Annotated in this window: 15 protein-coding genes; 10 read left to right on the top strand and 5 right to left on the bottom strand. The window is 59.3% G+C overall.

The genetic code is table 11. From position 1 onward, the window contains the following. The 4 genes from JFT91_RS20275 to JFT91_RS20260 all read left to right on the top strand — a co-directional run bounded on the left by JFT91_RS20275 (position 1) and on the right by JFT91_RS20260 (position 3,841). Positions 1-1,620 carry an ABC transporter ATP-binding protein gene (locus JFT91_RS20275; protein WP_201233630.1) on the top strand — a complete coding sequence of 540 codons (1,620 nt, stop codon included), beginning with the start codon at positions 1-3 and terminating at the stop codon, positions 1,618-1,620. 43 nt (positions 1,621-1,663) lie between these two features. Then, positions 1,664-2,191 (top strand): PAAR domain-containing protein, encoded by a 528-nt coding sequence (locus tag JFT91_RS20270; protein WP_201203231.1) that lies wholly within the window; start codon positions 1,664-1,666, stop codon positions 2,189-2,191. A 12-nt stretch (positions 2,192-2,203) separates the two neighbouring features. Beyond that, complete coding sequence (locus tag JFT91_RS20265) at positions 2,204-3,256, top strand: hypothetical protein (protein WP_201233629.1); 1,053 nt, start codon at positions 2,204-2,206, stop codon at positions 3,254-3,256. Between the two features lie 219 nt (positions 3,257-3,475). Then, positions 3,476-3,841 carry a hypothetical protein gene (locus tag JFT91_RS20260; RefSeq protein WP_201233628.1) on the top strand — a complete coding sequence of 122 codons (366 nt, stop codon included), beginning with the start codon at positions 3,476-3,478 and terminating at the stop codon, positions 3,839-3,841. A gap of 56 nt (positions 3,842-3,897) precedes the next feature. Here JFT91_RS20260 and JFT91_RS20255 read toward each other — a convergent pair whose 3' ends face one another. Continuing rightward, on the bottom strand, positions 3,898-4,212 hold the full coding sequence (locus JFT91_RS20255) for an SCP2 sterol-binding domain-containing protein (protein ID WP_047598615.1): 315 nt from the start codon (positions 4,210-4,212) through the stop codon (positions 3,898-3,900). Between the two features lie 64 nt (positions 4,213-4,276). Next, on the bottom strand, positions 4,277-4,987 hold the full coding sequence (locus JFT91_RS20250) for a histidine phosphatase family protein (RefSeq protein WP_201233627.1): 711 nt from the start codon (positions 4,985-4,987) through the stop codon (positions 4,277-4,279). 204 nt (positions 4,988-5,191) lie between these two features. On the opposite strand from JFT91_RS20250, the gene sohB reads away from it, so the two are divergent. Further along, complete coding sequence (gene sohB / locus JFT91_RS20245; protein ID WP_201233626.1) at positions 5,192-6,223, top strand: protease SohB; 1,032 nt, start codon at positions 5,192-5,194, stop codon at positions 6,221-6,223. Positions 6,224-6,402: 179 nt separating this feature from the next. Further along, a complete protein-coding gene (locus JFT91_RS20240; RefSeq protein ID WP_201233625.1) occupies positions 6,403-10,341 on the top strand; it encodes a dermonecrotic toxin domain-containing protein in 3,939 nt (1,312 codons plus the stop codon). A 64-nt stretch (positions 10,342-10,405) separates the two neighbouring features. Here the strand turns inward: JFT91_RS20240 and JFT91_RS20235 are convergent, their stop codons facing one another. Then, positions 10,406-10,900 carry a DUF934 domain-containing protein gene (locus tag JFT91_RS20235; RefSeq protein ID WP_008080464.1) on the bottom strand — a complete coding sequence of 165 codons (495 nt, stop codon included), beginning with the start codon at positions 10,898-10,900 and terminating at the stop codon, positions 10,406-10,408. Then, positions 10,884-12,542 carry a nitrite/sulfite reductase gene (locus JFT91_RS20230; RefSeq protein WP_201233624.1) on the bottom strand — a complete coding sequence of 553 codons (1,659 nt, stop codon included), beginning with the start codon at positions 12,540-12,542 and terminating at the stop codon, positions 10,884-10,886. Before JFT91_RS20230 ends, JFT91_RS20235 begins: the two co-directional genes overlap by 17 nt. Before the next feature lie 524 nt (positions 12,543-13,066). On the opposite strand from JFT91_RS20230, the gene JFT91_RS20225 reads away from it, so the two are divergent. Then, entirely contained in the window at positions 13,067-14,140 is a 1,074-nt protein-coding gene (locus JFT91_RS20225) for an ABC transporter substrate-binding protein (RefSeq protein ID WP_201233623.1), read from the top strand. Positions 14,141-14,146: 6 nt separating this feature from the next. Here JFT91_RS20225 and JFT91_RS20220 read toward each other — a convergent pair whose 3' ends face one another. Further along, positions 14,147-14,365: a DUF2970 domain-containing protein gene (locus JFT91_RS20220; protein ID WP_016983294.1), complete on the bottom strand. Its 219-nt coding sequence runs from the start codon at positions 14,363-14,365 to the stop codon at positions 14,147-14,149. A gap of 172 nt (positions 14,366-14,537) precedes the next feature. Here JFT91_RS20220 and JFT91_RS29735 point away from each other — a divergent pair, with 172 nt between their 5' ends. Genes JFT91_RS29735 through JFT91_RS29725 form a run of 3 tightly spaced genes read left to right on the top strand, consistent with a single transcriptional unit; the run spans position 14,538 to position 21,786 of the window. Continuing rightward, on the top strand, positions 14,538-15,290 hold the full coding sequence (locus JFT91_RS29735; protein ID WP_242489326.1) for a dermonecrotic toxin domain-containing protein: 753 nt from the start codon (positions 14,538-14,540) through the stop codon (positions 15,288-15,290). Beyond that, a complete protein-coding gene (locus tag JFT91_RS29730; RefSeq protein WP_242489325.1) occupies positions 15,287-17,332 on the top strand; it encodes a DUF6543 domain-containing protein in 2,046 nt (681 codons plus the stop codon). The genes JFT91_RS29735 and JFT91_RS29730 overlap by 4 nt, the downstream gene beginning before the upstream one ends. Next, positions 17,218-21,786, top strand: a complete 4,569-nt coding sequence (locus JFT91_RS29725; protein ID WP_242489340.1) for an NEL-type E3 ubiquitin ligase domain-containing protein — start codon at positions 17,218-17,220, stop codon at positions 21,784-21,786. The genes JFT91_RS29730 and JFT91_RS29725 overlap by 115 nt, the downstream gene beginning before the upstream one ends. The last annotated feature ends 15 nt before the right edge of the window (positions 21,787-21,801 follow it).

Raw genomic sequence — 21,801 nt, 5'->3', positions numbered from 1 at the left:
ATGAACCAGAAGCTGATCGAAGTTCGCGATCTGCGAATCGCCTTCAACGGACACGAAGTGGTGCACGGCATTGATCTCGACGTGCGTCCCGGTGAATGCCTGGCGCTGGTGGGCGAGTCCGGTTCCGGCAAATCGGTGACGGCGCACAGCATCCTGCAACTGCTCGACCCGACCATCACGCGCATCGACGGCAGTATTCGTTACGCCGGTGAGGAGTTGCTGGGCGTGCATGAGCGGTATCTGCGGCAACTGCGCGGCAATCGTATCGCGATGATTTTTCAGGAGCCGATGAGCTCGTTGAACCCGCTGCACACTATCGAACGGCAGTTGGGTGAAAGCCTTGCGCTGCACAAGGGCCTGGCCGGCGCGGCCGCCCGCGCACGTATTCTTGAACTGCTGGAACTGGTCGGCATTCAGCGCCCGCGCGAACGGCTGAAGGCTTATCCGCATCAGCTATCGGGCGGCCAGCGGCAACGGGTGATGATTGCCATGGCGCTGGCCTGCGAACCGCAGTTGTTGATCGCTGATGAACCGACCACAGCGCTGGACGTGACCGTGCAGCGCAAGATTCTTTTGCTGCTCAAAGAACTGCAGCAGCGATTGGGCATGGCGCTGTTGATCATCAGTCATGACCTTAATCTGGTGCGCAATATCGCTCAGCGCGTGGCAGTGATGCGCGGTGGACTGATTGTCGAGCAGGCGCCTTGCGAACAGCTGTTCAGTGCGCCGCAGCATCCTTACAGCATTGAATTGCTCAATGCCGAACCGGGCGGCACGGCGCTTTGTCGCGATGCGACAGAAGATCTGTTGCAGGTGAGTGATCTCAACGTGCGCTTCCGGCTCGGCGGAGGCTGGCTGCGGCCGAGGACTTATCTGCACGCGGTGAAGGGGATTGGCCTGAATCTACAGCGCGGCAAGACCTTGGGGATTGTCGGCGAATCGGGTTCTGGCAAATCCACATTGGGGCAGGCGATCCTGCGCCTGATCGAAGCCGAGGGCCAGATTCGCTTTCAGGGCGAGGCGCTGGAGCAACTGAGCGGCAAGCAACTGCGGCCACTGCGCAAACGCCTGCAAGTGGTGTTTCAGGATCCGTTCGGCAGCCTCAGCCCGCGTCTTTGCGTGGAGCAGATTATCGCCGAAGGATTACGCGTGCACAGTGATCTGAACGCTGACGAGCGGGAGCAGGCAGTGATTGCCGTGCTACGCGAAGTCGGCCTCGATCCGGCAACGCGCCATCGCTATCCCCATGAGTTTTCCGGTGGTCAGCGACAACGCATCGCCATCGCCCGCGCACTGGTGCTCAAACCGGACCTGATCCTGCTGGATGAACCGACCTCGGCACTCGATCGTACGGTGCAAAAACAGATCGTTGGTTTGTTGCGGCGATTGCAGGAGGAACACGGCTTGACCTACCTGTTCATCAGCCACGATCTGGCGGTGGTGCGGGCGCTGGCGCATGACTTGATCGTAATGAAGGATGGCGAGGTGGTGGAGCGTGGCGCGACGGATGAGCTGTTTCGTCAGGCGCGCCATCCTTATACGCGAGAGTTGCTGGCAGCCTCGTTCGCTGCGCCGGATTTGCCCCTGACAGCCAAGGACAGACTTTTATCCCTGGTCTAGATCCGGTACATTTCGCGGCTTGGCTCTCACAAGGATGTAGATGATGGCAAAACCTGCCGCCCGACTCAGTGATCTCAACGCCTGCCCGGTAACCGGCCACGGCACCAATGCCAGCACCGCCGGTTCACCCAACGTGAACATCAACGGCATGCCGGTGCTGCGCGTCGGCGACGCCACGGCTTGCGGCGATGCGGTCAGCGAAGGCATCGGCAATATCCTGATCAATGGCCAACCCATTGCCTTTCTCGGCAGTGCCACCGCCCACGGCGGCATGATCATCACCGGCTCTGGCGACGTCTTCGTCGGCACTCAGGCCGGCGCCGCACCGTTCATTCCGATCGTGACGGTACCCAAACACAGCGAACGTTTCCAACTGGTGGACGAAACCACCGGCGAAGCCATTCCCGACATGCTCTTTTGCATCGAAACCGGTGACGGCCAACGCCTTGTCGGCCATACCGACAACCACGGCAACGCTGCACGGGTGTTCACCGCCGACCCGACGTCCATTGTCGTGCAATGGGGCAAGGAAGCCGCCGCTCACCTGGATGCACTGGGCATCGCTTACTAAGGAAGGTTCAACGTGGCGACACCGGACAAGAAACAGGGCGAGACGAGCGATCAACACGCGACGACGCAGGTGAAGGGCTCGCTCAAGTACGATTATGTAACGGTGGTTGGCTCTTACCACATTAGTCGCTGGACGGAGATTCGCGGAAATTACGGTAACAAGATGAGTTTCATCAACCAAGGTGTCGGCCAGTTGAGAGACTATTCGAACGTTAAAAAGGGGGCCGCGGACAAGACCTTCTTTCTGCTGTTTGTCGCGGAATACGACCCCAAAATGCGCGCCACGCTTAAAGAACTTGTCGTTAATACCTACAAAGCCGAATACCTTGAGATTGATTCAGCCGCCGAACTGGTTGCTTTCATAAACAAGCGGGTAGAAGAAAAGCGCGAGATCAAACAGCTTGATATCTTTGCCCACGGCGTGGTGTTCAATATCGAGTTCGGTTACGAAATCGAAGGCAAGGACGCCAGCTACCGCTTTGGACCTGCGCAGGCCAGTCAGTTGCAGCCTGATGCCTTTGCCTTGGGCGCCAATATTTTTTCTTACGCGTGCCGAACCGGTTTGGGGGTGGACGAGACTGCGCTGGTCAGTGAAGGCCAGGAGCATTACGAACTCAGTCTTGCACAGAAACTTGCTGATTCCACCGGGGCAACTATTCATGCTTACCCGCGGCGCAGCCTTTACGACCAAACGTATGGCAGCGATGCAGATCGTGATGGTCTGGAGGGGGCGAAGGCGCGCGTAGCGTCGGACGATCGAGCCAAATCTGCATTCAGGATCAAGAAGGCTGGCTACGAACGGCGTCTCGCTGAATACAGATTGTCGAAGAAGGACGACACCTTGGAGCTGCCGGGCGAAACAGCCCCGGTCCAGCCGCCGGCGCTGGCGACCGAAAACGACAAAAAGCTGTTGATGCATGCCCAGAGCCGCACGAAAAATGAAAAGAACATGAGCTATCCGCTGGACGATTATGGGGCTGTCGGAAAGGTGCGGTCAGGCAATACGCCTTTGGGCCCACCGAAGCAGCAACTGAAGTTTAAAAAAGGGCAACCGGCACAGCCATGACTGTTAATTTTCACAAGCGCGTGGGTGTCATAGCGGCCTTTTTGCTGGTTTTTAGTGCGATGGGTCTATATCTGCACACAAGGGAAGATGCGATGAGCGAGAAAGTGATATGTATTACGGCGACTGGAGTCCGGAAGAAAACCGCTTTGATGCCTCCAAGTGGTTTCGTAACGGAATGTACCGCCGTGATGTTGTCGATGGAAAAAAAGCGCTGTAACCATGCTTCGTAACAGACCATTGCCTTTCAAACCAAGCGACAACGATGAACTGGTCGCGACGGCGATTGTTGCCCTGGAGTCAGCGGACCCCGAAGTGAGTGGCGAGTTGCTGCAAAAGGAGTGGCCAATGCTGGTGCCACGCACCCGCTATCGCTACAGCGCTTTTGCAGCGCCGGACCAGCCGCAGGATTATTACAACATTTACCTGAAGTACCAGGGTGAGCGGTATGTCATCACCTTCGCCCGTGATGCGCAAACCGGTGAAATCATCCCCGGTGGCAGCGTCCAGTTAATGTACCCCGACAGTCAGACCCAGATCGCCGATCGGCAGGTCTTCAAGGAGCTGGACGCTGACGGCATCCAGTGACCCTGAAACGACAAATCCCGCCAATGGCGGGATTTGTTTGTAAGCGAACGGCAGTCTTACGAAGGGAACAGCTCGGACAGTTTCATCGCCAGCATCATGTCGCCTTCAGCGCGCAGTTTGCCGCCCATGAACGCCTGCATGCCGTCGGTCGAACCGTCGACGATGCCTTCCAGGGTTTCGCCGTCCATCACCAGCGTGACCTGGGCGTCCGGGTTCTCGCCTTCTTTCAGCTCGCAGGTGCTGTCCTTGACGATCAGCGAGAAGTTCTTGGTCTCGTCGATGCGGAAACCGAAGACCAGGTCCAGACCGGCAGCGGCGGCTGGGTTGAACTTGGCTTTCATTGCTTGTACGGCATCAGCTACGGAGGTCATGGTTCGATCCTTTCTTGGGTAATGAGAGCTGGGTGATTACAGCCAGGGTCACAGTTATCCGGACTCAGCGGAAAGTGATGAGTTCCGGGGCCTTCAGCAGTTGCAAATGAGCGTGACTGTTGAAGGTAGCCAAAGCCACCTCGCGACCGCGGAACTTCAGCTGGTTGAGCGAGGTGTTGACGATTTGCCAATTCAATTCAAAAGCCTGTTTGGCAGGCATTTGTGTAATGAGGTGGAGCAGGGCAGTGATGGTGCCACCGGAGGTGAACACGGCGATTTTCTGATTCTTTTCAGCCTGTTCGAGGATTCGATGCAAACCGCCTTGAACCCGTTCGACGAAGCCCAGCCAGCTTTCCAGCCCTGGTGTGTCGTGAGTGCCGGCCAGCCAGCGTTCGATGATCAGGGCAAAAATACGCTGGAATTCGCCACGGTTTTGCGCAGCGTTGCGCAGGATCTCGAGGGCTTCCGGTTCGTCCTCCAGCATGGGCGGGAGCAGGGCGCGGATGACCGCGTCGGCATCGAACTCATTGAACGCGGAATCGGTTTCCAGGTTCGGCACCGCAAGGCCTTTGGCACTGAATTGCTCCAGTGCGCTGGTGGCTGTGTGTTGCTGGCGACGCAGGTCACCGGCGATGCAGCGATCAAAGCTGATCCCCAGCTCAGCGAGGTGCTGGCCGAGTATTTCTGCCTGGCGCACACCGATCGGCGACAGGACGTCATAGTCGTCTGCACCAAAGGAGGCCTGGCCATGTCGAATCAGATAGATGCTGCCCACGTCCGCGTCATCCCGGTACGTTGAAGGTTTGGCGAGGTTATGAGGATGACGGAGAGCTGTCAATGAAAAAACATACGCTTGTTTGAAATGCCCGTTACAGGCGTGTTGCCAGAGGTTTCACGGCTGGCCGCCGAGCCGGCGCATGGGTATGCTGGAACCATCCCGCGTGTGCTTCACATCCACGCATTGTTTTAAGGAGCCTCTGTGGAGTTTTTTACCGAATACGCCAGCTTCCTGGCCAAGACCGTGACCCTGGTGATCGCCATTCTGGTGGTGCTTGCCAGTTTTGCCGCATTGCGCAGCAAGGGCCGGCGCAAATCGGCCGGTCAGTTGCAGGTCAGCAAACTCAATGATTTTTATAAAGGCTTGCGCGAGCGTCTCGAGCAAACCCTGCTCGACAAGGATCAGCTCAAGGCCCTGCGCAAAGGCCAGGCCAAGTCCGAAAAAAGCGAGAAGAAGCAGAAGAACAAGCCCGAAGCGAAAGCACGGGTGTTCGTGCTGGATTTCGACGGCGACATCAAGGCCTCGGCCACCGAGAGCCTGCGCCATGAAATTACCGCGCTACTGACCCTCGCCACACCGAAGGACGAAGTGGTACTGCGTCTGGAAAGCGGTGGCGGCATGGTCCACAGCTACGGCCTGGCGTCCTCGCAACTGGCACGCATCCGTGAAGCCGGTGTGCCTCTGACCGTGTGCATCGACAAGGTTGCTGCCAGCGGCGGCTACATGATGGCGTGCATTGGGCAGAAGATCATCAGCGCGCCGTTCGCGATTCTCGGCTCCATCGGTGTGGTCGCCCAGTTGCCCAACGTCAACCGCTTGCTGAAGAAGCACGACATCGATTTCGAAGTGCTGACTGCCGGCGAATACAAACGCACCCTGACCGTGTTTGGCGAGAACACCGAGAAGGGCCGCGAGAAGTTCCAGGAAGACCTGGACATTACCCATCAGTTGTTCAAGAACTTCGTCGCCCGTTATCGCCCGCAACTGGCGATCGATGAAGTCGCCACCGGTGAAGTCTGGCTCGGTGTCGCCGCGCTCGACAAACAACTGGTAGACGAACTGAAGACCAGCGACGAATACCTGGCCGACCGCGCGAAGAAATTCGAGGTTTATCACCTGCATTACTCCGAGCGCAAAAGCCTGCAGGAGCGCATCGGCATGGCCGCCAGCGGTTCGGTGGACCGCGTACTGTTGAGCTGGTGGAGCCGTTTGACCCAGCAACGTTTCTGGTAATCCGGCGCTCGTCACCGGCAGACAAAAAACCGCGGACTTCCGCGGTTTTTTTGTCTGCCGTCAGGCATTTTTCCCGTCACAGCAGCGAAACGTCCTAGGCATCCTGCCGATCAGTCCGACTGACTCGTGCTTGGGGGCCGGGTAGTCTGGTATTTCCAATCTGTTGCAATGGAATGCACATGACTGACTCAGCCCAAGACGCGCCGTTCACTTCCGCCGCCAAATTACCGGGCGAACTCCAGGCCGCGGTGGACATAGCGCTGCCCCAAACCCCGGCACAGTTTGGTGGCGCCCTGATCATAAAGAAGTGGGGCACCGCGATTGATCCGCATAGCGCATTACTGGTCACGCTGGATTACAACTACCGTGGGCACCCTGCCAGAAAAGGCATCCATCAGGGACGCGTGAAAAACTCGCAAACCCTGATCAATGCGTTGCTTGGCAATTACCAGGCCACGGGTGACGGGCGTATTGGCGAAACTGCGTTCGGGCTGTATCAGCCACCCGATCTGGGGCCAACAGTGCGAATTGTCGACAACGTGGATGAATTCGCCACGACCGGCAGCGGCAATCACGACACGTATGAAGGCATTTATCGCGCAACGGTTCCACAGACCTATGGGCCGGGTACGCAGATTCAACTGCGGCCCGCCGAATTCAAGAAGTGGGTCTGGGACCTGATGCTGGCAGACCTTTATCAGACCTATCTCGATCAATCCTGGCCGTCGGACTCGGTCATCGGCGCGGCGGCACCTTATCCATTGAGAACCTCGGTGAAGGCTGCATTTGTCATGGCGGCCCACCTGCAACATCGTGAGGGTAGTCTGTCGGTTCAGGGCCTTGCGCTTGCCCTGCAAGCGGCAGCGTTGCCTGCCCTGCAAACCTGGAAAAGCCTGACCCTCATACAACTGCAAGCGCCGACCCGAATCCCGCCAGGGTTCGAAGCGAGTCGTCTGAAGCTGTATCGCTATACCGCGACGGACATCTGGTGTTTTCGCCAGCGCTCGGCTTCCATCCTGCTGCTGTATATCCCGGGCAACTCTTCGCCCTTGCATGAGTTCGCCGATGAACATGCCTTGCAGGAATGGATCGTCACCCAAGGCAAAGCGGACTCGACCAAGAAGGCCCTCTCGGAGCATTTTCAGAAGGATGACCGCGAGGATGGCACCTTTCATGCGGGCGTCCTGACTGCGCTTGAGGGGATGGCGATCTATCCGGCGATGCACCGACTGACGAAGGAGGCCGGATTCTTCAACAACGACGGCTACTGGGATCCGCGCGACTACATCGATTTTGAACGCATGCTCGCTGGCGTCGATCCGTTTGCACAGTTGGTGGCTGCGATGAAGCAGGTGGCCGGGGACAGCGTCTCGAGCATTCGTGACGATGGTCAGGTCAACCGCGACAGCCTCAGTGCGGTTGTCGAGCCGGTGGTGCAGTGGCTCAATCGCTTCGCGCCCTTGGCATTGTTTTTCCCGGGTGGTGAAGGGATCCTGGCCCTGGCCGGCCTGATCGACGCGGCGTATGGTCTGGATCAGGCCATTGACGGTGAAACGGCAAGTGAGCGCGCCGATGGTGTGAGCCGCACGGTCTTCGGTTTGCTCAACGCCTTGCCGTTGGCCGGCGCACTCGGCAGTTTAAAGAATGAAAGCCGTGAAGCGACGCTCGTCACAAGACTGGAAGATGAACCGACGGTGGCACCTTCAGAAAAGCTTCCCGCTGTGGATACGCCTGCGGTGCCAGTCGAGCCGCAGAGCCGCCTGAGCCTGTTGCGGGGCATTGGCCCCACGGTGGAGAACTTCAGCGACGAGATACTGCTACAGATTGGCAAGGTCAGCGCCGTCGATGACGATGTGCTGCGCATGATTCGCAGCGGCCGCCAGCCCGATCCCATGCTGGCCGACATTATCAGTCGGTTCCAGATCGATCAGGACGTGACGCAAGCTTTGCACTCAATGCAGTTCGACGCGAAAACCCTCCCAAAGGACAGCGCCGTTCAAGAGGCGTTGCAGGCCCGCCGAGCCGCATGGTTCGACGACCGCTATCAGGCACTCCAGCGTTCAGAAGATGCCTGGGTGCGGCTGTTTCAGCAGCAATACCCCGGACTGCCGAAAAACGCCGTGGAACAGATGCTTGATCGCTATGGCATCGATCTCGCGGATACGCTTGATACGGCTCGTGCCAGGGTGCTGTTCAAGAATCTCGACAGCAAGGCGCGACAGTATCAGGAGCATGTCCGCTTGGTTCGCGCTCACGAAAGCCTTTATCTGCAATCGGTCAGCCACGCCGATTCGGACACACTGGTACTGCATTCACTGAAAAATCTCCCCGGATGGCCGCAAGACCTGCGACTGGAAATTCGCGACGGCTCTGCGCTTGGTCGCGTGCTGGACCGCACCGGTGCGCTGGATGCCGCGACGTGTCGCCACTTGATAAAAATCGGCACGCGCTATCAGTCCGTTGACGCCGCTCCAGGCACCGTGGGTCATGCGGATATTTTCGAGGCGATTGCCCAAGTGCTGACCCCCGACGAGCGCTCGGCCCTGCAGTTACCCGCGCTGAACGTGGCTGACGAACTCAAGTTCAAGTTGCGGGATCTGGCGTTGTCGCGCTCAGCGTTGGCAGCGGGGCTCGGCAGAATGGACATGGGGTTGCCCTTCGAAATGCAGGGTTTGCGCGGGGGCGGTTTTCCCGACACTGCGCAATCAGCGGCGCTGACCCACGCAATGATGCGTTTGCAGGTCAGGGATGTTTATCCCGGTTTCAGCGATGCGGAGGTCGATGCATGGCTGTTGCAGGCGGGTGCCAATGCGCAGTTGCGCCTCGACCAACTCAAGGAGCAGTTGCAGGTGTTGGTCATGGATCTGAATGGCTGGATCGAACAGAGTCTGACCGATGTCGATGACATGGATATCGAGTTCATGGACGCAGACGATGAAGATGCCGCCGGCATGACGCCCGGGCAAATCGAGGCGTACAACGTCAACCTGTTGCAACACACGCTGGCTTACGAACGAGAGTGTCGCCGGGAACTGGCCGAGGAACTGCTCGAAATCTGGCAGAAGCGTCCGTCTGCGGAAAATCGCCTTCACGTAGACGGCGCGTTGACGGGCTACAAGCTGAACCTGGAATTCGAGGATTTTCACCGTTTGCCGCAGGTAAGTACCCGCTTCAATGAGGTAATCGAACTGTCCTTGCGCGGCTTCCATGTGGTCGAGCGCGAGAGCCTGAACGGCTTTCTTGAGTCTTTCCCCCATTTGCGAACGCTGAATCTGGAAAGTGTCGATCTGCGGGTGGCCGATGCCATGGGCGTGCTGCACAGCGCGCTGCCCTCGGTGATCCCGTCGCTTGTTCAACTGACGAAGCTGGATCTGCGCGCGACCCATCTGGTCCTGCGAGAGAACACCGCTGCGCAACTGGGCAGCCTGACCAATCTGCAAGTGCTGGACTTGAGTGAGAACCCGCTGGGCGTCCCGCCGATGTTGCAAGGCATGAACAATCTGCGGGAAGTGAATCTGCGCAACACCGGTATCAGCACGTGCCCGGTCGGGATTCGCGACGAGCCTTATCTGACGTCGCTGGATCTGCGTGGCAACCAGATTGCCCGGGTTCCACGGGCAGTGCTCGCGCAGGCTGTGGCCCCAGGGCGCGTACAGTTGTGGGGCAATCCGCTGACAGATGAGGACACCTTGTTACGCCTTGGCGCGCATCGGCGGCGTTGTGGTTTCAACGTTTGGCTGGGCGCCCCGGGCCCTTTGCATGGAGAAGCCGGTGTCTGGCTGCGCAATACGGAGCAGCAACTGAGCAATGCCCGTTTGGCGATCTGGCAGCGCCTGGCCGCCAAACCGGTTGGCAGACGTTTCTTGCGCACGCTTGACGGGGTCAGCCTGACGCCGGAATTTCGCGTCATCTATTCGGAGCTGCAAGCCCGGGTCTGGCGGCTGTTGAGCGAGGCGGATGCATCACCCGATCTCTGGCGTCGATTGAGTCAAAACGTCGAAGCCGCTGCGGATGATGCAGACAACCCCATGGCGCTCTTTCAGGTTCTGGAAAACCGCGCGAAGTTGTTCAGGGACTGGGCAGCCATGGGCAGGCCATTTCCCGTGACAGGCGAATGATCAAGTGAAGAGGGAGGGAAGTGACAAGCCTTGAGCCCGTCGACACGGGTTCAAGGCTTGATTATCAACGACGACGGAACAGCGGCAGCGGCTCGTCAGTGGCGGCCTGATAGGTCACCGAGAAATCCTTGAGACCTTCAAGGGCTTCGTACGGATCTTTATCCGGGCGCACGGCAAAAGCGTCGAAACCGCAGCGGTGCATGTAGAACAACTGATCGCGCAGCACGTCGCCAATCGCTCGCAGTTCGCCTTTGAAACCGTAACGGTCACGCAGCAGACGGGCATTGGAGTAGTTACGGCCGTCAGTGAACGCGGGGAAGTTCAGGGCAATCACCTGGAACTCCGCGACGTCTTCTCCGATTTCTTCGGCTTCTTCGTCGGCGTCCAGCCAGACCCCCAGACCGCCGTCGCGAGCTTTGAGCATGCGGCTATGTTCGCGCCACAGTTGCAATGGAACGATCAAATCGTCGCAGTTGCTGATCTCGTCGATGTTGAAGTCCTTTGGCAGCAGGTGCCAGGTTTCGTCGACGACTTCGTTGTTCTTAATGATTCGCTGCATAGACGCGTTCCTTGAAGAGGTCGATGCCAATACGCTGATAGGTGTCGATGAAGCGCTCGTCTTCAGTACGTTGTTCGACGTACACGTCGATCAGCTTCGAGATCACGTCAGGCATGACTTCCTGAGCGAAGGAGGGGCCGAGAATCTTGCCCAAGCTCGCATCACGGCTGGCGCTGCCACCGAGGGACACCTGGTAGAACTCTTCACCTTTCTTGTCCACCCCGAGAATACCGATATGGCCGACGTGGTGGTGACCACAGGCGTTCATGCACCCGGAGATGTTCAGGTCCAGCTCGCCGATGTCGAACAGGTAGTCGAGGTCGTCGAAACGGCGCTGGATCGATTCGGCGATCGGGATCGACTTGGCGTTGGCCAGCGAGCAGAAATCGCCGCCAGGGCAGCAGATGATGTCAGTCAGCAGACCAATGTTCGGCGTAGCGAAACCACCTTCACGCAGTTCGCCCCACAGGGTGAACAACTGGCTTTGCTCGACGTCGGCAAGAATGATGTTCTGCTCGTGGGAAGTACGCAGTTGACCGAAGCTGTAGCGGTCGGCCAGATCGGCGACGGCATCGAGTTGCTTGTCGGTGATGTCGCCCGGCGCAACGCCGGTCGGTTTCAGCGACAGGGTCACGGCAACGTAACCCGGCTTTTTGTGGGCCAGGGTATTGCGGGTACGCCAGCGAGCAAAACCCGCGTGCTCTTTGTCCAGATCGGCCAGTTGGGCGGTCTGGTTGTCCAGCGCCTTGTAGTCCGGATCGACGAAGTGCTTGGCCACACGCTGCAATTCGGCCTCGGTCAATGTGGTCTGGCCACCGCGCAGGTGCTCCATTTCCGCATCGACTTTCTGCGCGAACACTTCAGGCGTGAGGGCTTTGACGAGGATTTTGATCCGCGCCTTGTATTTGTTGTCACGACGGCCATAGCGGTTGTACACGCGCAGGATGGCGTCGAGGTAACTCAACAGATCCTGCCATGGCAGGAATTCGTTGATGAACGCACCGACCACCGGCGTACGGCCGAGGCCACCGCCGACCAACACACGGAAACCCAGTTCGCCAGCGGCGTTGTGCACCGGTTCCAGACCAATGTCGTGGACTTCAATGGCCGCACGGTCAGCGGTCGATCCGTTGACGGCGATTTTGAATTTACGCGGCAGGTAGGCGAATTCCGGGTGGAACGTAGTCCACTGACGGACGATCTCGCACCATGGGCGCGGGTCGATCACCTCGTCGGCAGCGACACCGGCGAACTGGTCGGTGGTGACGTTGCGCAGGCAGTTGCCGCTGGTCTGGATCGCGTGCATTTGCACGGTGGCCAGTTCAGCGAGGATGTCCGGGATGTCTTCCACCGCCGGCCAGTTGAACTGCACGTTCTGCCGGGTACTGATGTGGGCGTAGCCCTTGTCGTAGTCGCGGGCAATCTTGGCCATCATGCGCATCTGGCGCGACGTCAGCTGGCCGTAAGGCACCGCCACACGCAACATCGGCGCAAAGCGCTGGATGTAGAGGCCATTTTGCAGGCGCAGGGGGCGGAATTCTTCTTCGCTCAGCTCACCTGCCAGATAGCGTCGGGTCTGATCACGGAACTGCTTGACGCGGTCCTCGATGATCCGCTGATCGTACTCGTCGTATACGTACATATAAGTCCTGTTCTCAGGCTTGGGCCATTCGGAGTAGCACTGCGTTTTCGCTTGCTGGAGTCCGATTGTGCCTCTGCAATTCTGCGCGCACGGCCGCGCTCTCCCTAACGGAGCCGGGGCAATATACCCGTTTGCAGTTATGCGCAAAAGTGATGTTTGAGTATATGTAAAGAACCAAAACGCCTAACGAGAACGACTGTCAGCTAATCCACATTTGTCGTGCGGACAATCATCGTCTTAACTGTGGTCGAGTCTTTCTGCAATCACCGATAAAACCGACAAGAGGCGATGCAATGAGCAATCCGACCAAGGCAAGAAAAAGCGACAGTAGCGTCGATGCGTGGGCCATTTTGTTCCTGATAATTCTGGTAGTGGGGACAGCGGTATTCTGGGTCAGTCATCAGTAAACGACCCATCCGGGCCCGTTTCCGATGGATTGTCGGACAAAAACGGGATCAAGCGTCATTAGCCGCTGATTCGATGGCTATAATGCGCGGCCATTTTTCCTCGGGCCCGGATGACTCATGTTGAAGATTTTCCACCTTGGCCTGCTGCTGTTCGGCGTGGCTTTCGGGTCCGCTGCGCGGGCCGAATCGGTGCTGTTCCTCAATCCGGGTTCGACCCAGGAAGCGTTTTGGGTCAGTTATTCGCAATTCATGCAAGCAGCAGCCCGGGATCTGGGTATCGATCTGAAAATCCTCTACTCGCAGCGCCAGCCGGAATTGACGCTGGCTCAGGCACGCCTGGCATTGCAGGGGCCGAATCGGCCGCAGTACCTGATTTTCGTCAACGAACAATACGTTGCACCGCAAATTCTGCGCCTGGCCCAGAACAGCGGGGTAAAGCTGTTTATGGTCAACGCTGCGCTGACCGTTGATCAGCAGGCCCTGGTTGGCGAACGTCGAGACCTGATCGGCAGTCTGGTGCCGAACGACGAGGAGGGCGGGTACTTGATGATGAAGGAACTGATTCGTCTGCACCCGCCGCTGGAAAACGGCGAGCAGATTGAAATGCTCGCGTTCTCGGGGCTCAAGGTCACGCCATCGGCGCAGTTGCGCGAGCACGGCATGCAGCGCGCCCTGACCGAACATCCAGAGGTGCGACTGCGACAATTGGTTTACAGCGGCTGGACGCAAGACCGCGCCTATGAACAGGCGAAGCAACTGTTCGGCCGCTATCCAAAGGTGTCCCTGGTGTGGTCGGCCAACGATGAAATGGCGTTTGGCGCAATCCGCGCATACGCCGAGACGGGCAAGGTCCCGGGTAAAGATGCGTTGTTCAGTGCGGTAAACACATCCCCGGCGGCATTGCAGGCTTTGCTTGACGGACGTCTCAGCGCGCTGGTTGGCGGGCACTTTACGCTGGGGGGCTGGGCTTTGGTCGAGTTGCATGACGATCAGCAAGGCGTCGACTTGAAGCACTACGGCGGGCGCGATCGCATGCTGCCGTTGCTGCAATTGGTCGACAAACCCCATGCACAGCAAATGCTTGCCTTGGGCAAGTCGCCGAATTATGGCGTGAGCTTTCGCAAGCTGTCGGCCAAGGGCCGTCCAGCGACGTATCGCTATCCGTTCACCCTGCAAACGCTGATGCGCTGAAACCCGTCACACACCGGCGAAATGCAGCACCAGTTTGACAATCGCAAACAGCGTCAGCGCGAACACCGCCGTGAACAGAATGCCCAGCATCACGAAATGGCTGGGCTTGCCATGGGTGAAATCCCTTGCCCGGTTCTTGCCGCTTTGAACCCCGAACGCCGCCGCCATGACGCTGTGCAGCATCTGCCAGAAGGTCGGCGGTTTGTTGTCGACTGGATCGTCCATAAATCCCTCGTAACGTCAGTTGTCCAGATGAGCATAGCCAACTTGCCACTGGATGGCCTGCCGCTGCACGCCCATACAGTCGACAGGTATCCACTCATCGCGCGAGATCTATCTACCGCAGATGCCCGTGCCCGAGATGGTCTGCTCTTGGCTCCACCAAAAAGGAGCGACCATGACCGTAATCTCATCCACTGCGCCAACTGTGCCGCCGGCGACCACCCAAAGCCTGCACGGTGACTTCCTCGAACAATCCATCCCGCAATGGTTGACCGACGCTTCGGCGCAAAGACGCCAGGCGTTCAAGGACATTCATACAACGTTGCCACTGTGGTATCGGAACGCCCGGGCTGACCAGCGCGAGGCGTTGAATGCAAGCCTCGTGGCCAGTCTTGATGCGCAGAACCGGCTGGACAAAAGCATGGCGGCGTTTCAGGACGTCGATGCCTTCGCCCGGCCTCTGTTGATCAAGGCCCTTAAAGACCAATTCCAGCTGCAAGTGGATGTCGACAAGACCTTGCTGTGCCTGAGGCGCCCCTTGGAAATCAGCATTTTCGAGATCGAAGTATCGTCGTTCGAAGTGCTAAAACTATCGATGCTCGACGCCACGCTGCACAATTTCGAAGCTTACGAATGCCAGCCGGGGGCCTATCACGCGACTTCCGGGTTCGTTGTGCAAACCACTTTGCCGGGCACTTACGAAGCGGTGGCGGTCAACCTGAGCGTCAGCCAGTTTCTGACGTTGTGCCGCAGCCTGGACATCGGCAAGCAATACCAGGCGTACCTGAAGGGCTTCTTTTATCCGCACGCCACGACGGCGCCCACCGCACTCCGCGAACCGTTCATCGCCAGTCAGAAGGCAGCCATGCGCGCTGCCGCCGAACTGGCGCTGCTGAAAAAGACATCGAACCTGCGGACTACAGCATGATCGTCTCGGTGATCAACGGCGAAAGGCATCCGTGGATGGGCAACAAGCAAGTCTGGTTCGAAGACTTGGGCTTGATGAAAAAGCGCATGGCCGGCTGCGTGGCCTTCTCGATCTGCGAAAAATATCGCTACAGCGACGAAGTGATTCTCTACGTTCCCAACGATCCCGAGCATCCGCTCAAGCGCTACGGCGGTTCGCAGATGAAGCAGGAGTTCAAGCGCCAGTTCACCGCAAGAAGCGCCACACTGACCGGCGCAGAGCCGACGCCGCACCAACGCTTTTTCAGCCAGTTCGTTCCCTACGACCAGCGTCCGTACTATTTCAGCCAGTTCACGCAGAAGGCCGCCGACTCCCCGAGCGATCCGTGGCGCTCGCCCTGGCGCACGATTATCGACGCGGTAATGCCCACCCCGGCATTCACCCGTATCAAGGAGTTGCCACCGGAGATTGCGGCGAAACTGGAACCGGCACCGGACCCGTATCTCGCACCCTCGACACTCATGCGCAAGGGGCGAGGCATCTGGGCGGAAAACGAGGATCTTTGGGAATACCTCTACCAGCAACATTGCGCCAAGGTACTGGCCGATGCGCGCAGTCATGCGGTGCCGACCCAAGAGGTCGACGCCAAGGCCCGAGAGGCGAAACTGGCCCACCTGATGCAAATCGGTCTGCTGGGCCTGAACCTGGTGTCGATGTTCGTGCCGGTGCTGGGCGAAGTGATGATGGTGGTGATGGCCGGGCAGTTGTTGTACGAAACCCTTGAGGGTGCGGTCGAGTGGGGAGAGGGTGATCGCCGGGCGGCCAAGGATCATCTGGTGGATGTGGCTGAAAACCTCGTGCAGATTGCGCTGATGGCCGGGGTGGGTGCCGGGGTACGCAAGTTTCAGGCGGCCAAAGCACCCGCAGTGCTGGAAGATCTGCACCCAGTGACATTGCCCAATGGCAAAACCCGGCTGTGGAAAGCGGATCTGCGTGCTTATGCTTCGCCGGTGGCCCTGGAGGCCAGCACCGGTGCGAATCTGTCCGGGCAGCATCTGCTCGACGCAAACGCCTATTTTCGCCAGGGCGGTCAGGCCTACCAACAGTTCTTCGATGAATCACTGGGCAAATGGCGCATCCGCCATCCCTCTGATCCGGAGGCTTACCAGCCCGTGCTTGAACACAATGGCCGAGGTGCCTGGCGGCATACGCTGGAGCGTCCTCTGCAATGGGACCGGTTGACCTTGTTGCGGCGCATGGGGCATGCCACCGAAGGGTTCTCCGACGCGCAGTTGCTCAGGGTTGCCGATGTCAGCGGGGTCAGCGATAGCGCGCTGCGCAAAATGCATCTGGATAACGCGGCGCCGCCACCCGAGTTGCAGGACGCCATGCGTCTGTTCAAGGCCGATACGGATTCGGCACGGGTCATAGCGCAACTACGCGGCAACCAAGCGGTTGACCCGCTGTACCTGCACGCATTGCCGCTGGTGACGGAAATGCCGCGCTGGCCGGCCAATCGTGAGTTGCAGATCTTCAATGAGGACCGCCTGACCGGCGAATCGGTCACCTATGGTGCCAAGCGTCAGGGGCGCGGTGCGCTCGTCAGGGCGCCGATCAAGGTGAGTCGGGCCGACGTTCTGCGTGGCGATCTGACGGCACGCATTCTCGCCCAAATGGATGAGCCTGAAATCAACCGACTGCTCGGTGAGGGCGGCGCACGCGTACCACAGGCTCGTCCCAATGAGTTCAGTCAGCAGATTGCCGATTACGCCCGGGCCCGCCAGCCAGCGATTTTCGACAGTATTTATCGCGGGGCTTCGCCGGTCGACACGCGTGTCAGGTTTTTGCAAAAATCTGTCCGGGGCTCAGCGATGCCGCGGCCGAGGAGGTCCTTGCGCACGCCAGGCCTGACGAGATTGAACGGATTAACGCGAACCGAGGCATGCCGTTGCGTCTGGTCGAGGAGGCGCGCTGGTTTGTGCAACAGGGACGTCAGACCCGCGCTTACGCGGGACTGCGCAGTGAAAATATCGCCACTGCCGATAGCCGGCGCCTGGCGTTGAACACCCTGCAGAACCTGCGGGGCTGGCCTGACACCGTTCGCCTCGAAGTTCGCCAGGGCAACGAACGCGGCGCGTTGCTCGACAGCGTTGGCAGCGAGAGCGCCCGCGACAAAAAATACCTGATCAAAAAGGGCCAGCGTTTTCAGGCCTTCGATGAGCGAGGAGAAGCCCTTAACAGCCAGCCAGACGTCGGCGACAATTTCTATGCTTCGATCATGCACGCCTTGCCCGATGACGCCCGTCGCAGTCTCTGGGTGCCTGAGGTCAGCCAGAGTGCCGAGTTACGCCGCAGCATTATCGAGCATGCTGATCAGCATCGCAGTGAGGCAGTGACCCTGCTGGAGCCGCAGGCCGCCTGGTTCAAACCGCCAACACGGGTCAACGAAAAGCTGTTGGGCTACTACGCCAGTGGTCGTGGCCCGGGCATGAATCCGCACTTGACCGTGCGCGTGCGCGATGTGTATCCGCAACTGACCGATCAGCAGGCCAACGGCTTCATCCTCCGGCAGTTGCAAACCGGCAAAACCGACAAGGACATTTTCAACCTGTTGCAGAACCGCCAGCGCGAGTGGGATGCGCTGAATACCTCGCTTGAACGATGGCTGGGGCCCGCACCGGAGCGTCCGCTTCGCGGTGTGCCGGCAGGCTCCGATGGGCAGGCCACGTATGAGCGCAAGAGCCTGACTGCGCAAGCGCTCAAGGACAGTTGGCGACGGGCGCCGTTGTCAGCGGAAGTACCCGGTGCGGATCGTTTGGAGATCAGCAGTCTCGAACCGCTGCCGAGGTTGACCACCGATTTCAGCCATGTACGCGAGTTGTCCGTGGGCGGGCGCGGGCTGACGGATGCCAATGCCGAGGATTTTCTGGCGCACTTTGCCAACGTGGAAAAACTCTCGCTGGGCGAACGCGGCAACTTTCTCGACACCTACACGGCCGGTGCACAGCCGCTGACGACCGTGCCGCGCTCGGTCAGCGCGATGCACTCGTTGAAGAGCCTGCGATTCAGATCCCATGCGTACAAGCTGGCCGGCGATTTCCCGACACGACTACAGGGACTTACGTCCCTTGAGGCGTTGCACATTGAGTGCGACGGAGTCGATCCCACCGCCGTGCACAACCTTGATCTGGCGCCGCTCACGCAATTGAAGACCCTCACGATCGATGCGCCGGCCATGACGCAGTGGCCTGCCTATGCGCAGCAACTCCCACAACTGGAGCGTCTGGACCTGACCAACACCTCGATCAATGTCATTCCGCAGGCACTCTACAACGGACATGAAAAACTCTGGGCGGGACTGTCGCTGGATTGGTCGAAGTTCACCCATGATGCTTTCAAACCCGCGTACGAGTACGTCAGGAGTTACTCCGGGCCGTTGGGGCATCTGGTTGACCTGCCGCTGATGGTGCGCGGCTTCTGCTACGGAGAGTTGGGTTTTTTGACCGGTGAGGCCGGACTGATCAACCCCTTGCCTGAGCGGATTCTTACGCTCTGGGAGACGCCCGCGACGAGGCTCGCCGCTATAGAAGCGTTGCGTGCCGAACACGCCGGGATCTTTCGCCAGTTCTATCAGCCCGGCACTTCGGCAGAACTGCGCACGGCACAGCGCGTGTTGCGCTGGACCCAAGAACCCAACGCCAGCGTACTGCGGGCACTGGAGAACCACTGGCGCGTCGCCGTGCGTGCCCGCTATGGCTTGAATGACAAAGTCACCCTGTTCGAACTGCCCGCATCGGGTGCGCAGATGTCGCAACTGCTGGGCTATGAAAAGCTCAGCGAGCTGCCGCCGTTGCCGGCGGGAATTTTTTCCGATGTAACGACGCTACGGCTGGGCTGGCTGGATGCGCCGGTCGAGCAGGTGGGCAATTTCATTCGGGCATTCGCTGGCACGCAGACCCTGGAAATCAGTGGCAATGGCTTCAGCGAACTGCCTTTCGCGCCAGGCGACTTGCCGCAATTGAGCCGTCTTGATATCTCGCAAAACCGCATTGCCGTCACGCCGCACGTACAGAGCCAGTTCAGCCACTTGTCCAGTCTTGAGTTCCTGAATGCCAGCCAGAATCCGCTGACGGTGCTGGACGTCACCGCAATGACACGCCTCAAGGCGCTGAATCTGCGCGCCACTGAACTTCAGGCCTGGCCCGCCGGCGCCGAGCATTTGCCGCAGCTTGAGTGGGCCGACCTGCGCGACAATGCCATCGATTCGCTGCCGCCATCGTTTCTGGCCGACAACCACGCGCTGCTCAAGATTAACCTGACAGGGAATACACTCAGTCCCGCCGGCCAAACGGCGCTGAGCGAGGCGCAGCTGCGCGTTGAAAACGTCAGAGGTTTGCCCGTGGGGACGCTGCAGCGGTTTGCGCTGGAGCCGGTGCCAGCAGACTTTCCTCCGATTGAGACGGCCAGGTCCATCGCCGAGTATCTGTTGCCGTTGCCCCGAAGGGCGAGTACCGGCGCACAGGCCTCAGGGTTGGCGGAACGTCTGCAGAATCTGAATCAGGTCATTTCGCCAGCGGAGGCCGAACAATGCATTTCGCGACTGCGCAGCGCGGGCATGAGCGACGGCCAGATCAGCAACCGTCTCGACGAATGGCAGCAGACCAGCGAGTCACTGACGCGTCAACTCAATGGCTGGATATTTACCCGCGAAACCCATTCGACCCATGCGGTGGTCAGCGCCGATGGACGTGGATTCGCGGCCCTGAGCATTCGCGAATGCTGGCAGGACGGGCTCACGGCGCTGACTCCGGACGCCGGGCAAGTGCTCAACCTGATGGGGCCGCGGACCGGCGATCTACCGTCACTGACAGCTGAATTCACCCATGTACGAACACTGAATCTGACGGGCTCGCGAATCACCGCGCAGGGTTCCAATGGCTTTTTGCGTGCCTTCGCGCAGCTGGACACGTTGGTGCTCAATGGCAATGAACTGAGCGCGCTGCCGGAGGCGGTGCACAGCATGGGTCGGCTGCAACGCCTGGAGCTCAACGGCAATCAGTTTTTGGACGCGCAATCGTTGTACCGGCTGCCCGGGCGTGATCAATTGCGCTGGCTGGATATGAGTCATAACCATATCAATCAATTCGATGCCCGCAGCTTCAGCCGCATCGAGACCCTGAATCTGGCTTACAACGGTCTGGTGCAGTGGCCGGAAGGGCTGCTGGAGGCGCTGAACTTGCGGACCTTGAACCTCAGTGGCAACGATTTCAGGGTTATTCCGGAGCGCCTGATGGACGGCACTCATGAATCACTGGTTGGCGGCACGCAGCTCACCGACACCTATCAGTTGTCGCTCATAAGCCTTGAGCAAATGCGCAATTACAGCGCTCGGCACGGCGACGTTGCGGTGATGGGCATCTCGCCTGAGGAACTCGATTTGCGCATCCGCGCGATCGTGAGCGACTCGGACAGTGATTTCGAATCTGACATCGATTCAGCGGGCGACAGCGATGGAGGCAGCGACGGCGGCGACGATACTCATGCCAATGTCGAGCCCATCGAAACCCTGCTCAATCCCTCGTTTGAGGTGTCCGATTCAGCCTTGCAGCCCTGGCTCGTGGATACCCGGGCTGATGTGCGATCCAGCAGAACTACCCTCTGGATGCAACTCGCCCAGGAAGACAATCGCCAGGCCTTTTTTCACTTGCTGACGACGCTGCGCGATACCAGTGATTTCCGATTGTCGCGCGCTGACCTGACTCACCGCGTATGGCGTGTCATCCAGGCCGCCACGGAAAACACCGAACTTCGGCAACTGCTGTTCATCAATGCCGAGACCCACGGCGCTTGTGCCGACGGACGCATCCTGTCATTCAGCGAACTGGAAAGCCGGGTCTATGAATACAACACGTTGCGCGATATACCGCGCCAGCGCCCGGAACAGCGTGGCCGCGCCTTGCTTGATCTGTCGCGCCGACTGTTTCGCCTGGGCCGGGTCGACCGTCTGGCAGAGCGCGCCGGGCGCGGACAGGACAGGGCAGAAGTGCGTCTGGAATATCGTATCGGCATGACCTCGGGTTGGCCCGATGGGCTGGAGTTGCCGGGGCAACCCGAGCACATGATGTACGGCCGACCCATTCGCGGCCAACAACTCGCCAGCGCACGCGCGTCAGTGCTCGCCGATGAGGCCGGCGATGTGTTTATCAACGATCTGATTTCGCGTGATTACTGGGTGCGTTATCTGCGCGAGCGCCATCCCGACGCATTTGAAGTTGTTGAGCGTAACGCTTCCACACGCCTGGGGGAGGTCGAGGAGGCGCATCCCGACAGAACCGAAGGGCCCGCGCTGGAGCAATACACGAAGGCGTTGCACAAACTGGAGGTCGAGTTGGCTGCTGCCAGCACCGGCAATCTGCTGGAGCTGTCTCGCCTGGAGATGCGGGCGCTGGTCCCGACAGAGGGGGCGGAGCTGCCTGGCCCGTCCTCACCACAACCGGGCCCGTCACATCGCCAATGAGGGGGTGAATGACCG

This window comes from Pseudomonas sp. TH08, from assembly GCF_016651275.1.
Lineage (GTDB): Bacteria > Pseudomonadota > Gammaproteobacteria > Pseudomonadales > Pseudomonadaceae > Aquipseudomonas.
Note: the sequence above shows the minus strand (reverse complement) of the source record. Positions and strands in the feature narration are given on the sequence as shown.

Bases quoted from the DNA above. Each gene is read 5' to 3' on its own strand.
- JFT91_RS20275 (WP_201233630.1), top strand. From the start codon at position 1: ATGAACCAGAAGCTGATCGAAGTTCGCGATCTGCGAATCGCCTTCAAC.
- JFT91_RS20270 (WP_201203231.1), top strand. From the start codon at position 1,664: ATGGCAAAACCTGCCGCCCGACTCAGTGATCTCAACGCCTGCCCGGTA.
- JFT91_RS20260 (WP_201233628.1), top strand. From the start codon at position 3,476: ATGCTTCGTAACAGACCATTGCCTTTCAAACCAAGCGACAACGATGAA.
- JFT91_RS20255 (WP_047598615.1), bottom strand. From the start codon at position 4,212: ATGACCTCCGTAGCTGATGCCGTACAAGCAATGAAAGCCAAGTTCAAC.
- JFT91_RS20240 (WP_201233625.1), top strand. From the start codon at position 6,403: ATGACTGACTCAGCCCAAGACGCGCCGTTCACTTCCGCCGCCAAATTA.
- JFT91_RS20235 (WP_008080464.1), bottom strand. From the start codon at position 10,900: ATGCAGCGAATCATTAAGAACAACGAAGTCGTCGACGAAACCTGGCAC.
- JFT91_RS20230 (WP_201233624.1), bottom strand. From the start codon at position 12,542: ATGTACGTATACGACGAGTACGATCAGCGGATCATCGAGGACCGCGTC.
- JFT91_RS20225 (WP_201233623.1), top strand. From the start codon at position 13,067: ATGTTGAAGATTTTCCACCTTGGCCTGCTGCTGTTCGGCGTGGCTTTC.
- JFT91_RS20220 (WP_016983294.1), bottom strand. From the start codon at position 14,365: ATGGACGATCCAGTCGACAACAAACCGCCGACCTTCTGGCAGATGCTG.
- JFT91_RS29735 (WP_242489326.1), top strand. From the start codon at position 14,538: ATGACCGTAATCTCATCCACTGCGCCAACTGTGCCGCCGGCGACCACC.
- JFT91_RS29730 (WP_242489325.1), top strand. From the start codon at position 15,287: ATGATCGTCTCGGTGATCAACGGCGAAAGGCATCCGTGGATGGGCAAC.